Origin of the sequence: Amycolatopsis panacis, assembly GCF_003600245.1 — a bacterium.
In the GTDB taxonomy this organism is placed as follows: Bacteria; Actinomycetota; Actinomycetes; order Mycobacteriales; family Pseudonocardiaceae; genus Amycolatopsis; species Amycolatopsis sulphurea.
On sequence record NZ_QZFV01000021.1, the window covers coordinates 108547 to 121802 of the forward strand.

General features: G+C 66.6%; 14 protein-coding genes and 1 pseudogene. 5 read left to right on the forward strand and 10 right to left on the reverse strand.

All coding sequences use genetic code 11. The features are described 5' to 3' along the window. Window positions 1-21: 21 nt before the first annotated feature. From D5S19_RS02065 to D5S19_RS02085, 6 genes are all read right to left on the reverse strand, one after another. Window positions 22-1740 (reverse strand): alpha/beta hydrolase, encoded by a 1719-nt coding sequence (locus D5S19_RS02065; protein ID WP_158605469.1) that lies wholly within the window; start codon window positions 1738-1740, stop codon window positions 22-24. Beyond that, window positions 1740-2051, reverse strand: coding sequence for a type VII secretion target (locus D5S19_RS02070; protein WP_020659687.1), 312 nt, complete (start codon window positions 2049-2051; stop codon window positions 1740-1742). The genes D5S19_RS02065 and D5S19_RS02070 overlap by 1 nt, the downstream gene beginning before the upstream one ends. A 132-nt stretch (window positions 2052-2183) precedes the next feature. Next, window positions 2184-2396: a hypothetical protein gene (locus tag D5S19_RS02075; protein ID WP_120021614.1), complete on the reverse strand. Its 213-nt coding sequence runs from the start codon at window positions 2394-2396 to the stop codon at window positions 2184-2186. A gap of 103 nt (window positions 2397-2499) precedes the next feature. Then, the gene (locus D5S19_RS02080; RefSeq protein WP_120021615.1) at window positions 2500-3078 is read right to left on the reverse strand and encodes a Scr1 family TA system antitoxin-like transcriptional regulator; all 579 of its coding nucleotides are present in this window, start codon (window positions 3076-3078) and stop codon (window positions 2500-2502) included. Between the two features lie 94 nt (window positions 3079-3172). Beyond that, the gene (locus D5S19_RS33480) at window positions 3173-3298 is read right to left on the reverse strand and encodes a hypothetical protein (RefSeq protein ID WP_267901052.1); all 126 of its coding nucleotides are present in this window, start codon (window positions 3296-3298) and stop codon (window positions 3173-3175) included. Between the two features lie 4 nt (window positions 3299-3302). Continuing rightward, window positions 3303-5582: a S9 family peptidase gene (locus tag D5S19_RS02085; RefSeq protein WP_233573667.1), complete on the reverse strand. Its 2280-nt coding sequence runs from the start codon at window positions 5580-5582 to the stop codon at window positions 3303-3305. A gap of 125 nt (window positions 5583-5707) precedes the next feature. Between D5S19_RS02085 and D5S19_RS02090 the strand changes: the two genes are divergently transcribed. The 4 genes and pseudogenes from D5S19_RS02090 to D5S19_RS32760 all read left to right on the forward strand — a co-directional run. Beyond that, complete coding sequence (locus D5S19_RS02090; RefSeq protein WP_120021617.1) at window positions 5708-6466, forward strand: MerR family transcriptional regulator; 759 nt, start codon at window positions 5708-5710, stop codon at window positions 6464-6466. A gap of 85 nt (window positions 6467-6551) precedes the next feature. Then, entirely contained in the window at window positions 6552-7139 is a 588-nt protein-coding gene (locus D5S19_RS02095) for a dihydrofolate reductase family protein (protein WP_120021618.1), read from the forward strand. Further along, entirely contained in the window at window positions 7121-7447 is a 327-nt protein-coding gene (locus D5S19_RS02100) for a YciI family protein (protein ID WP_120021619.1), read from the forward strand. The genes D5S19_RS02095 and D5S19_RS02100 overlap by 19 nt, the downstream gene beginning before the upstream one ends. Then, window positions 7444-7617, forward strand: a pseudogene (locus tag D5S19_RS32760) (RNA polymerase sigma factor); the annotation flags it as partial. The gene D5S19_RS02100 and the pseudogene D5S19_RS32760, both read left to right, overlap by 4 nt. On the opposite strand, the gene D5S19_RS32765 reads toward D5S19_RS32760, so the two are convergent. The 4 genes from D5S19_RS32765 to D5S19_RS02115 are packed head-to-tail and all read right to left on the reverse strand — an operon-like array spanning window position 7531 to window position 10849. Further along, a complete protein-coding gene (locus D5S19_RS32765; protein WP_233573672.1) occupies window positions 7531-7803 on the reverse strand; it encodes a hypothetical protein in 273 nt (90 codons plus the stop codon). The pseudogene D5S19_RS32760 and the gene D5S19_RS32765 sit on opposite strands and share 87 nt — an antisense overlap. Beyond that, a complete protein-coding gene (locus D5S19_RS32770) occupies window positions 7800-9782 on the reverse strand; it encodes a hypothetical protein (protein ID WP_233573668.1) in 1983 nt (660 codons plus the stop codon). Before D5S19_RS32770 ends, D5S19_RS32765 begins: the two co-directional genes overlap by 4 nt. Window positions 9783-9796: 14 nt before the next feature. Beyond that, complete coding sequence (locus D5S19_RS02110) at window positions 9797-10147, reverse strand: hypothetical protein (protein WP_120021621.1); 351 nt, start codon at window positions 10145-10147, stop codon at window positions 9797-9799. Between the two features lie 3 nt (window positions 10148-10150). Next, window positions 10151-10849 (reverse strand): SAV_915 family protein, encoded by a 699-nt coding sequence (locus D5S19_RS02115; protein ID WP_147397308.1) that lies wholly within the window; start codon window positions 10847-10849, stop codon window positions 10151-10153. A 1004-nt stretch (window positions 10850-11853) separates the two neighbouring features. On the opposite strand from D5S19_RS02115, the gene ltrA reads away from it, so the two are divergent. Continuing rightward, window positions 11854-13131 carry a group II intron reverse transcriptase/maturase gene (gene ltrA / locus D5S19_RS02125; RefSeq protein WP_120021623.1) on the forward strand — a complete coding sequence of 426 codons (1278 nt, stop codon included), beginning with the start codon at window positions 11854-11856 and terminating at the stop codon, window positions 13129-13131. Window positions 13132-13256: the final 125 nt, after the last annotated feature.

The following is a 13256-nucleotide window of genomic DNA, read 5'->3' on the forward strand; positions in this document are numbered from 1 at the left end:
ATGTGATCGACGTGGCCTTTGTCATCGATGGGTGGGCATGTGGGGCGGAGGCGGCGGTGGAGGCGCGACGTAGTTGACACGAAGGTCAGGACGACCTGCCGTAATCGCGGCCATGTTGTACTGCGATGTCGAGCCGTCGTCGAGGTACTGGCCGTGGGTGTGGGTCGCGTGCGCAGGTGTGCCGTCCACGGTGACTGCATCGCCGGTGCTCATGCGGTCGATGCCGGACATGTCGTAGGGGGAAACCCCGAAGTGGTTGGCGACGTCAAGTTTCGGCACCGAGTCCTGATCGGCCCCAGCGGAGAACAGATGACCCTGCGGCACTTGGAGGTCGCTGCGTTGCTGGGCATCAAGCCCCGGGGAGCCGAAAACGACCGCGTCGTTCACGGGCGTCGATTGTTGCAGTGCGATGCCGGTGGTGAGGCTGCCGTAGGAGTGGCCGAGCGCGGTCAGGTGCAACGGCTGGTTCTGCACTTCATGGGATGCACCGATCCCGTTGAGGAAGCCGTCGAGCTTCTTTGCGCCAATCTGCGCAAGATGGTCAGATCCCACCGATAGGTTGCCGTTGATCACATCGTCGTTCTGTGGAGCCTCATAGCCCAGCCATGCGACAGTGGCGACCTGGGCACCGTCACCGTACCGAGACGAAATCAACTGTGTGTGCTTCTGGAGATTCTCCATATCGGTGTCATAGCCAGCCATGCTGTGGTCCACTGTGGAAGTAAAGCCCGGCGTGAAGACAGCGACGTGCTTCGCTGTGTCGATATTGCCGACTGCTATTGCGGCTTTTAGCCTGTCTCCTGATGCGTCCAGGGTAAGTAGCTGCCGGTCACCCTTTGCGAGCGTAGTTTCGATCGTGTTCAGGGACGCGAGCTTCGCCTCGATTTTACGGACGTCGGCTAGTGCGTCGGGCAGCATGTTAGGAGACCGGTAAGGCTGGTCCTTGACGAGTTCGAGGTTCTTCTTTGCCTCGTCAAGCTGACGTTGAAGGTCGGCCCGCTCGCCGGGGATCCGGGCGATGTTCGCCTTCGAGCGGACATCGCCGGGCAGGCCGTCACGGTTCCCCAGCCAATCGGGATGATCTCGCAACAGGATGTTCCGCTCCGCCTCAGAGAGGGTGGCCCACCAGGCGGCGTTCTGCGACGCGGTCGCGTTCGGCGGCGGTTCCGGCAGCGTGAGGCCAGGGTCTTTGACCCCGTCTGCAGCTGCTGCGGCGACGGTGGATTCGTCACCGGTGCCGAACTGGCCCGCCGCCGCGCGGTCCAGCACTGACGCGAGATCGGCATCGATGTCGTTCGCGGTACGCAGGATCTGCGCGACCTCGTCGACCAATTGCGTGTGGGTACGTTCCCGGTCTTCGGGGTGCATCTCCGGCGGCGGTTGCTTGCCCGCATAGGTGTCGGTGATGCCGCCCGCATCGGTGATCTGGAATCCGTATTTCCGGGCCAGTTCGTCGGCGTTGGCCTGCGCGTGTTGGACACCGGTGATGGCGTCGGACGCTTGCCCGATGGCCTTGCCCATCGCGGCGGCTCCGGCGGCGATCGTGTCCAGTTGCCGCATCAACGCCCGGTGCTGTTCGGCCGCGTTGTCGGCCGCTGGCCCGCTCCAGCCCTCGACGGGCAAGACCTTGCCGTAGTCGTCCCCGTCGTGGACGAGGACCTGCGCCCGGGCCTGCAAGAGTGAGCAGATCTCGTCCAGCGTGCCGGGATTCCAGGCGCGGACATCGGCTAGCGACACCATCAGCGCGGCCCGTGCATCGTCGGCGCTGCGGATGGGAACACCCCGGCCGCCGTGTGGTCGCCCTGCTGATACCGGTCGGCGGCCACGCCGAGGTGATCGGCGAGGCGCTGCGCATCGGCGCACCATTTGGTGAACGTGGCGGACAAGGCGTCCTGACAGTGCGCTGCGGCTGCCGCCGCACTACCGCCTTGCACGGCACCCGCCACCCGGCCGACCGGCTCCACGTAGTCCGTGCCGCGCAGACTGCCCACCTTCTCGCCAGCGGCGCTGCGCGCCCCGCGCAAGGCGTCCGGCACCGTCGTGAAACCCATACTCGATCCCTCCCCGTGACCGTTCCGTCACAGGATACGGGACCGGGACGAGGCGATACACGCCTGTGGGCACAGTCGGGTGACACTACCCTCTCACTCAGGCACGACTACTCAAGCGGCGGGTGAGTACTTCTACTCATCCGCCGCGTGCTCGCCGCCGGATTCCCGGAGTTCGGGCAATTGTGCGGTGAGCTCGTCCAAGCACTCCGCGAGCGATGCTCCGATTCGAGGTGGCACCTCGCGCGCGGTTACTGCCTGCCGCAGCTTCTCGGCCGCAGCTCCCAGGACATCACGCAGTTCAGCCTCTCGTTCCTCGGCCGATATTTCCGGCTTGTCCGACGCCATATCGTCGTGTTCCTTTCATTCGTCGCATCAATTCCGTGCGCTCGCATTTCCGCAGGTCAGCGGCTTGCTCCGGCAGCAGGGCAAGATCCGCTAGTCCGTGGGCTCAGGTGCCTGGTTCCGCCTCGCCGGACAACGCATCGGCGTCGCGGTTCGCAGCGGGAAGCCCGCGATGAAGCCGCCGAACGTGTTCGGCGATCAGGATCGCTGACTCTCTGGGGTTGCAGGCCGTGGCGGCGAGCTGGTCGATGACCGCGCCGTAGAGTTCCTGATGGTCGAGCGTGAACGAGCCGCAGAATCCGTGGGAGACGTAGGTGATCGGCCCTGCGTGGGTGTAGTAGCGGGTAAATGCCTGCTCCGCTCCACCGTTGTGGCTGGGCACGATGTTGATGGTGACGTTCGGCGTGCGTTGGGGATCGGCCAGCAGGCGCAGGAACTGCAGTTGCTGCGAGGCGAGGAGCGGATCGCCGATGGTATGCGTGATCGCTCGCTCGCCGATTAAGATAGCGACGTCTGCGTTTTCGTGAAGGTCACCCACGGCGGCCAGCGTCCGCGTGTTGAGCAGGTCCTCATTCACGGCCTCGCGAGGGAACGCACTGAGGCGGAGCGCAGCTTCGGCATAGGCACGAGTGCGCACGATGTCTGGAATCAGGAACGGGTGCCAGTCGACAATGCTGCGCGCCATGCGGCCACATGACTCCGCAGCCGCAATGTGACGCGGTTTGCCTGCCTGGCCTAGATCAACTTGGTTGATGAGTTCTTCGTATTTGTGTCAAGTTTCAGGGTGCGGGCTTGAGGCGGGCGTGGTTGATGTAGTCGTCGACGTGGTGGTTGAGGGTGCGCAGGGCTTGCCGCAGCGGTGGTGGTGCTTGGGGTTGGTCGGTGGCGGTGAGGCCGCGATCCACCTGCTCAACTCGGCTGGATGGCCCAGATCGGCTTCGGCGGGAACGGCGCGACGCGGTAGGACGGCGGTTCCGTGCCGTGCAAGTGGCGCACGAGGTAGTCCCAAGTACGCCGCGTGACGTAGTGGTGGCGGCCGTGGAAACTGTGCTCGACGCCGGGGATGAGCAGCATGTCGACGTCGGCATCGGCGTCGATGAGTGCGTTGACCAGGCGCAAACTCTGGTAGGGCAGCACATTGTCGTCCAGCTCGCCGTCGATCAGGAGGAGCTTGCCGCGCAGGTTCGCGGCTGACAGGGTGTTGATCAGTGCCCGGCGATTGTCTTCGGTGATTTCCCCGTGATTGTGCTCGACCCAGAACGGCAGGTAGATCGAAAAGTCGTGGGCGCCGGATTGGGCGACCCCCACCGAGTAGAACTCGGGGTGGGTCAGCAGGGCCCGGGCGGTGAAGAATCCGCCACCGGAGTGGCCGGTGATGCCGACCCGGTCGGTGTCGAGCCAGGCGTGGCGCCGGCCGAGTTCGCGAATGGCGGCGACGTGGTCGTCCAGCGCCGCGGCCATGCCGAGGTCGCCGTAGGAGTGGTCGAGGAAAGCCTTGCTGCGCAACGGAGTTCCCCGGCCGTCGACCGCGACGACCGCGAATCCGAGCGCGGCCAGTGCCTCGGCCTCACCGGTGAACAGGTTGCGGAACCCCGGCGCCGCCCGCTGAATGTTGGGTCCGGGATAGGTGTGATCCACGACCGGGTACCGCCGCGCCGGGTCGAAGCCGTGCGGGCGCCACAGCAGCCCGTAAATCGGGGTGTGCCCGTCGGCGGCGAGCGCCTGGAATCGTTCGGGCGGGCTCCACCCGGCTGCCTCCAGCGCGGACGTGTCCGGGGCCTCCAGTTCGACCAATACCTCACCCTCGGCGCCGAGCACCCGGGAGCGGGCCGGAAGCGCGATGGTGGAGGCCCGGTCGACGAGGTATTCGCCGTTGGGCGGGGCGATCGCGTCGTGGTCCAGTTCGTCCTCGGTGATCCGCGCGAACTCGCCACCGTCGAGATCCACCCGGCAGATCTGGCGGACGTAGGGGTCCTCGCTCAGTCCGCAGGCCAGGAACCACACCCGGCGGCGGTCTTCGTCGATCCGCAGGACCTCGCGGACGAGCCAGGGTCCCTCGGTGATCTGCCCGAGCTGCTCGCCCTCGGCCGAGTAGAGATAAAGGTGTCCCCACCCGTCGCGTTGGGACCACCACAGGATCTCCCCCGAGTCCAGGAAGCGCACCAGCGGCGACACGTGCAGGAACGGCGAGGCATCGACGCGGGTCTCGGCGGTCTCGGTGATCAGCGTCTTCGTCGCGCCGGTTGCGGGGTCCAAGCGGCGCAGTTCGAGGGTGCGCCCGTCCCGGGACTGGTACAGGACATGCACGATCTCGCCGTCTCCCGACCACCACCGGCGCTGGAGGGTGTAGGGAGTGCCCAGGACCTCCGGTTCGCCCGGGACGGTCAGGTTCTCCTTGGTGCGCACGTCGAGCACGTGCCACGTCATCGTCGGCTGCGCTTCGTCGCCGGGCATCGGGTAGCGCACCCGGTGGGTCACTGGCCGCCCGCCGTCCTTCGGGCTGGATTCCACGAGGACCTGCTCGGGCAACTCGCGCTGATCGATCCGGTGGGTGATCAACCGGGTGGATTCCGGCGACCATTCCGCCACGAGCAGCGAAATCATCCCCAGCAGGGGCAGCTTCACCTTGGTCGCGGCCTCGGCCACTCCGCCGTAGTCCCAGTGCTCCTCGGCGTCGTCGGTGAGTGCGAACTCCTGCTCCCCGTCCCGGCTGCGCACCCAGACGTTGCCGTCCCGCCGGAACGCCACCCACGCCCGGTCCGGCGACGCGATCTCCCACGGCAGCAACGGCACCGGGTCGTCCTCGACCCGGGTGCAGGTCCCGGCCTGATCCGACCATTCCCAGCGCGCGTCGAACGCCGAGAAGCGGATGACGTCGGGGTCCTGGCCGGGGACCTCGAACTCGATCGACGTGAGCGGCAGGTCGTCGGCCTCGACGGCCGTCCCGCTCACCCGGGACAGCGCGGCGGCGAGCCGGTCGTGGTCGAACGCGTCGCGTCGGGTGCTCTTCGCGGGCTCCACCAGGACGTAGCTTCCCCCGGCCTCGTACCAGAATCGCGCCCCGTCGTCCGACCATTGCGGGACCACCTCGGCCCGCGGCACGAGCCGGGCCCGGTACGGCGCGAGCATCTGTTCCGCGCGGGCGTAGTCGGTTGTGGTGAGCTGGACGCGTTCGGCCGAGTCGGTCACAGCGGATCCTTTCGTCGGTGCCAGGCCGACGACGACACACTCCGACGCCGCGTCGGGGTCAACGTTAAAGTGAGCCAGATCACAAGCCATCGCCGCGTGCCGTGACCGGTCGAAGGAGAGAACCGTTGCTCAGTAGCGAACTCGCCGACGTCGCCGGGGTCACCGTCCGCATGCTGCGCCACTACCACCAGATGGGGCTGTTGCCCGAACCGCCACGGTCGGCGGGCGGCTACCGGCAGTACGACGTGGGCCACCTGGTCCGGTTGCTGCGCATCACCCGGCTGACCGCCCTCGGCGTCCCCCTGGCCGGCATCCCCGCGGTGCTGGACGATCCGGCCGCCGCCGAGCGACTGCTGGACGAACTCGACCGCAAGACCGCCGCGGAGATCGACCGGCTGACCGCACGGCGGGAAAGCATCGCCGTGCTGCGCCGCACCGGCTCCCCGCCGGACTTGCCCCCAGACCTCGCCGCGCTCCGCTCGCCCGGCGTGCAGGAGCCCCCGATGAACCGGCACCAGCACGAGCATCTGTTGCTGGCCGTGCACCTGCTCGAAGAGGCCGGCCGTGCCGAATTCATGGCCGTGCTCAGCACCAGCACGCCTGCCATCGCTCCCCTCGCGGCGCGGCTCTACGCCCTGGACGCGGACACGCCCGAAGACGACCTCACCAAGCTGGTCGGCGATATGGCCGACCTGCTGAAACCGATGACCGCGGAACTGCGCGAGCCGCCGCGGCTCGACCGGCGGGCGAAGGCGCTGCTGGATGAGCTGAGTGAACAGAACCTCCCGCCGGTCCAGTGCCTCGTGCTGCGCCGGGTCGAACAACGGCTGGCTCAGGCCGGGCCGGAATCGCGTGCCACCCTTCCCGAAGCAGCCCGGGAATGATGTGACGTAGACCACAGCGGCTGACTGTCCCCCGGCGCCGTAGCCGCTCGTCCACCCGGCGAAAGCACCGACGGAGGAGGATTCCATGCACAAGGTCATCGTTGCCGAGTTCCTGACGCTCGACGGCATTGTCGAGGACCCGGACGGCTCGGGCGGCACCCCGCACGGCGGCTGGGCGTTCCGCTACGGTCCGGGCCCGGTCTCCGGCGACAAGTTCCACCTGGGCACAGTCCTCGACACCGGCGTGAAGCTGCTGGGCCGCACCACCTGGGAGCTGTTCGCCCGGATCTTCCCCACCCGCGATGACGAGTTTTCCCGCCGCCTGAACGCAATGGAGAAGCTCGTCGTCTCCCGCTCGCCCGTCGACCTCGGGCGATGGACCAACTCGTCCCGGCTCGACGGCGACCTGATCGAGGCCGTCACCCAGCGGCTGCGTCGTCAGGACGTCCTGGTCACCGGCAGCGGTACGATCGTCGACCAGTTGGTCGCGCACGATCTCGTCGACGAATTCCGGCTGCTGGTGTTCCCCACGGTCGTCGGCAAGGGCAGGCGGCTGTTCGAGGGCGCCACCGCTCCGCTGGACCTGGAACTCGTCTCCAGCGAAGACGCCGGCGCGGGCGTGCTGCGGCAGGTATACGAGCGGAAGGGCGACCGATGCGCTACGCACTCCTGATCAACGAACGGCCCGGCGCCTACGACGGTCTCGATGAGGCGCAACGGGCCGCCATCACCGCCGAGTATGTGGCGCTGCGCGACGACGAGCGGGTGCGGTCGGGGGAGCGGCTGCGCCCGGCGTCCACGGCCACCACGCTGCGCGCCGGCGGCCTGATCACCGACGGGCCGTTCGCCGACACCAAGGAGGTGTTCGGCGGGTTCTACCTCGTCGAAGCGCCCGATCTGGATTCGGCGCTGGAGCTGGCTGCGCGTATTCCGGCCGTCCGGCTCGGCGGGTCGGTGGAGATCCGGCCGCTCGTCGAATGACCGGGTTCGGCGAGGACTTCTCGGCCGTCTTCCGGGCGGAGTGGGCCCGCATCGTCGCGACGATTGTGGGCTTCTGCGGCGACTTACACGTCGCTGAAGACGCGGCCCAGGAGGCGTTCGCCGTCGCCGCGCAACGGTGGCCGGTCGACGGCGTGCCGGACGTTCCGCGCGCCTGGCTGGTCACCACCGCGCGGAACCGTGCGATCGACCGGCTTCGCCGCGAGCGGCGACTCGCCGAGAAGCTGCGCCGGCTCGACCCGCCGGAGGAGGTGACCGACATGGCGACCACGGCGTTCCCCGACGAGCGGCTGGTTTGCCGTCGGTCTCAGCATCGTCGGCGTCAGCGTCTTCCTCACTCATCGCCAGAGGACCGGGCGCTGTCCCGGAGACGGAGGGCGGGGGTCTCGTTGAGTTTCAGCACACCGATGGCTTGCGGGCTGACTTGGGCACCAGCGGCGACGGAGTGGAGGATGCCGTTGTAGATGAGGTCCCAGATACGGCGATCCCGTTGCAGTTCCTCGAAACTGCGGGACAGGCCCAGGTCCTTGTCGTAGAGGAACAGGTGGAACGTGGTGCCGCCGTAGGACACGTCGATCTTCTTCAGTTCGTACAGGTCGACCCACAGTCGCTTTTTCACGCCCCAGCGCGAGCGTTCCACCATGAACCAGTCGGCCCCGGCGGCGTAGGTGAGGTAGCTGAACGGACCCGCCATGAGGATGGTGCCGACAGCGACGAGCACCCACATTTGCCAGTATCCGAACGCGGCAAGCCCATCACCGCTCAACAGCGAGATCCCAGCCACGATCACGAGCATGAGTCCGATGCCGGTCAGGACCAGCACGGCTTTCCCTCGGCGGCTTTCGCGGTGCCACGCCAGCACCGGTCCCAGCCCGGCGGGTGGTTCGGGCTTGTAGGAGAGCCGGGTCTCACGGTTGGGGTCGAGGACCGGATCGCGTTGCTTGGCACCGACGTACGACAAGCCATGCGGCGGGAACGGCTCGCCGCTCTGCGGGTCCGGACGCAGCGGTAGCCGGTCTGGGCATGAGGATCCGTTGTCCGGCGGCGGCTCGTTCGTCATGTGGTGTGGCCTTTCGCTCACTTCGGTACCAGCCAATCGGCCACGGCTTGACCGCCGATGGCACCAGCGATCCCGCCAACTGTGCCGACGACGAGAGACCCGACTGGCCCGAGCGGAGCGCCCGCGATTGCCCCGGCTGCCATGCTGGCTCCGGCGGCACCGAGGGCGCCGCCTGCGACCAGTGCCGAGGTGTCGGCAACGGCCTTGCCCCAGGTCTGCTCGCCTTTGGCTGCGCTCCACGCTTCGCTGCCCGCTGTGATGAGGCTGCCGACGTAGGGCATGCCTTTGAGCAGCTTCTGACCGGTCCGGAGCCCGATCCCCGCTTCCGGTGGCAGTATGTGCACGGCACCTTTGCCGGGGGTAGGCGGAGATGAGCTTGCGGACCGGTTCGGGGACTTTTTCGACGTACTTCCCGAACTGCTGTGCCCGGGTCTCGTAGTCGGCCTTGTTGCCTCGGGACTCGTCGGCCGCCCACTTGAGTAGTTCCTTCTCGGAGGCGGTCATGGTGAGCTGGGTGCCCTTGGCCCAGTTCTCGAAGAACTGGGCGCTGCCCTCGGCGCGCTGTGCCTTGAGCAGGTTTTCCATGCGCGGGTTTTCGAACGAGGAGATGTAGCCGTTCACGCGGGCGATGGTGGTGGTGCCCACCTTGTAGCCGTCGATCGAGACCGCAGGTCCTTCCGGCAGCACGAGGGTGTCTTGGAGAGCGTGGTGGGCGTTGCCTTCGGTGGTGCGGGCGGCGTCGACGATGGCTTTGCACTCGTTGTAGACGGCGACTTTGGCGTTGTAGTCGGCGACGAGTGCGTTGTACGCCTTGATGTCCCCGCCGTAGACGCCGATCTTCTCGTGCAGGTTGTTCGCGGTGCAGACCTCCACGGGTGCGCCGGGCTGGGGCATCGACACCGGGTCGGGTTCAACGATGAACGGGCCCTGGACGTTCAGTTTCCCGGCGGCGGCCTTGGCGAGCGCATCGTGCATGCGGGCGACCACGGCGTCCAGTGATGCTGCGAAGTCCCGCAGGCTACGTTCGCCGCGGCCTGCCCAGTCGGCCATCTGGTCGGCGATCACGTCGACGTGGTCGATTGATTCCCGGAAGGCGTTGCTGGCCGGTCCGTGCCAACCGGCTTCGGCGCTGGTGCGTGCTCCCCGGACGCTTCCCGCGGCTTGGTGCCCTGCGTCGACCACGGTGTGCAGCCAGTCGGCGGCGGCGACACAGGTGCTGGAGCTGCCGTTGACGGTGGTGTTGAGTGCTTGTCCCATGCTGCTCTCCCCCTTCAGCCGTGGACGTGCGTTTCCCGCTGGGTATCCGGGTCGGAGTCCCGTTTGTCGTTGAGCTTGAGTTGTCCGGCGTGGGTGTTCTCGATGTCGTCGTAGGCCCCGTTCGCGGCATGCACCTTCGATGCGGAGCCGCCGAGCGCACCGGCTGCTGCGGTCGCCATCCGGATCACGCCTGCCAGCGCCGCGCCGACTCCTGCGGAGGAGAACCCGGCATCGACACCGGTCACGGCGCGGGCGGCCACTCGGTCCAGCAGCTGCTCTCCGTGGTGTAGTTGCCCGACGATCCCGTTGAGCGCATCCGGTGTGTAGCTGTAGCCGCCGTTCTTCTCCCCATAGGGCATGCTCATGCCTTATTCCCCTCCGATCGCCGAGCGTGAGTTCCAGTCCTGCACCGGCCCTGTATGTCGGGACTCCTCGGCGAGGACCGGGTTGAGCAGGACACCGTGGGCGCCGGATTCCTCGATGGCGTCGGCCATGTGGTCCATGTGGATCGCCACCCATGGCTGGTGTTCCCCGCAGCCCACCACCAGCAGCTCCGGGGTGGTGTAGGCCAGCATCACTGGGCGTCCACGCCGGTCAGGTTGCAGTTCCAGTTCCACGACGTACTGGCCTTCGCGGACTGGACGTGAGGGCACGTAGAGCAGCCCGTTGTGTTCTTCCAGGGGTTCCAGGGTGTCCAGGGGCGACTGCTCGCGGCTGTCGACCTCCGGGTAGCGCGGTGCGAGATCCAGCACCGCGTCGAGCACCACGACACCGACGTCGAGGTCTTCGCAGAACGCCATCAGCCGGTCGCGGGTGATCTGCACCCACGGTTGTCCCGCGCCGCAGGCGCCCACCAGCAGGTCGATCGCGGAGTAGGCGACCACAGCCAGTTCCTGGCGGGCGGTGCGTCGCAACTCGATACCGCCAGGCTGACCACCCTCGGCTGGGGTGACCAGAGCGAACAGCAGCTCGGGTAGCCGATCCTCGGCGTCGTCGAGCCGTACTATCGCCCGCCGGGCCCCAGCGGCGTCCATTCCTGCGCTCACGTCCTCCCTGTCACTGCTCACCCGCCATCGCGTCCCTACCGTCCGGCCCCCACCGGTCTGGTAGCACATGCCGTACTGCGCCATGACGGGTGTACTGATGCTGTGTTCCCTCGGCTGCTGAGTGTAGCCATTGCGTCGGCAGCCGGAAGAGCTTCACTAAGTTCGGCCAGGAGTCACCCGGGTGGACTAGCGAACGCCCACCTCGGGTAGCACCCGAAATACCTAGTAGGCCGAGGACGGCGATCGGCAATTCAGGAATACCGAGACCGGCACTCCGCAGGGAGGCATTCTCTCGCCGCTGCTGGCCAACATCGCTCTGTCGATTCTGGACGAGTACTTCGCCCAGGTCGAGGGTGGTCCGGCGACTCGCGAGTGGGAGCGCCGCAAACGACGGCTGCGTGGCCAGGCCAGCTATCGGTTGATCCGGTACGCGGATGATTGTGTGCCACGAACGCGACTGGAGGTTGCGATGTAGAAGATCGCACCGATGGTTGCGGTGCTGCACTGGTGATGGAGGTTGGCCCTCCGGGATCGCCCTGCAGGGGGAGGTCCCAAACCACCGTCAGTTGCTGCGGTGAATGAGCCGTGGTGGTGAGCGTGACGGAAAAGGCGCACGTGATGCGTCAGGTGGGAGCCGGGAAGGCGAACGTGAGTGAACCACTGATGAAGTGTCGAAAGCGTATTGACGTCATCGAAACCAGGGTCCAGTTGTTGCCCTGGGATAAGTCAGGGGGATACCTGTCTACTGCCCTGATGGTGACCGGCATAAAGGTGGCGCGAGCTCGGTTCAGGCACTGGTGTGGAACGTGGGAACGCCTCGCTCCGATGGCGTCGGTCGGGTGTTGGGCTGGCCGGCGCGAGGGAGAATTCCGAATAGCGGAAACTATGAGGGAGAGAGTACCGATGCGGGGCAGGCGGGCGGACCGTCTTGTAGTAGCGATGATGCCTGGTAATGCGGGCGGAGCGAAGGGGACGGGTTGCCCTGGTTCGCTTGGTGGTCAACCGGCGGTGCGGGGAGGAGCCAGGTGAGCGGACCGAAGCAGCAGGACAAGCCGTTTCAGATCGACAAGATTGTGGTCTGGGAAGCTTTTCAGAGGGTGAAGGCCAACAAGGGCGCGGCGGGTGTCGATGAGCAGTCGATCGCCGAGTTCGAGCAGGATCGGGACAAGAACCTGTATCGGATTTGGAACCGGCTCTCATCGGGCAGTTACTTCCCGCCGCCGGTGAAAGCGGTGGAGATCCCGAAAGCAGGAGGCAAAGGGGTACGCGTTCTCGGCATTCCCACGGTGGCCGACCGGGTCGCCCAGACGGTGGTGAGGATGTATCTGGAGCCGAAGGTCGAACCGATCTTCCATCCGGACTCCTACGGCTACCGACCGGGAAAATCCGCGTTGGACGCGGTGGGGACGTGCCGGAAGCGGTGCTGGAGAGCGGATTGGGTGATCGATCTCGACATCCGGGCGTTCTTCGACACGGTGCCCTGGAATCTCGTGCTCAAGGCGGTCGCTCACCACACTGACCAGAAGTGGATCCTGCTCTACGTGCAGCGCTGGCTTCAAGCTCCGCTGCAACGGCAGGACGGCACACTGGTCGCCCGGGATCGTGGGACTCCGCAAGGATCGGCGATCTCGCCGCTGTTGGCGAACCTGTTCATGCACTACGCGTTCGATGCCTGGATGGTGCGGGAGTTCCCGAACATCGGGTTCGAACGGTACTGCGATGACGCGGTGGTGCACTGCCCCAGCGAAGCGCAGGCCCGCCTGGTGCGGGACGCGATCGCTGCCCGGCTGGCGAGGGTCGGTCTGGAGTTGCATCCGGACAAGACGCGCATCGTCTACTGCAAGGACGCGGACCGCACCGGCTCTCACGAGCACGAGAAGTTCACGTTCTTGGGGTATGAGTTCCGTCCGCGGCTGGCCAGAAACAAGCGCGGCACGCACTTCGTGTCGTTCTTGCCCGCGGTCAGCACGGACGCGATGAAGGCGATGGGCCGGGAGATCCGTTCCTGGCATCTGGCCAAACGCAGTGACAAGTCCCTCGATGACCTTGCGCGGATGTTCAACAACGTCGTGCAGGGATGGATCAACTACTACGGGCGCTTCTACAAGTCTAGGTTGCTCTACTTCCTCCGCAGGCTCAACCGGCACCTCATGCGGTGGGCCTGCCGGAAATACAAACGGCTCAAACGCCGAGAACGCCGCGCAATGACCTGGCTGGCCGAGATCGCCCGGCGATCTCCCCGCCTGTTCGCGCACTGGCGGCTCGGCGCCCGTCCTGACGGCTGGGCAATGGGAGCCGGATGAGTCGAGAGGTTCAAGTCCGGTTCTGCGAGAGCCGGGCGGTGCGATCCCGCCCGGCTACTCACCTCGTCGTGCTCGTGTACGGCCAGGAACACGACGTGGTTGCCCTGCGCGAAGAAATCGACCTG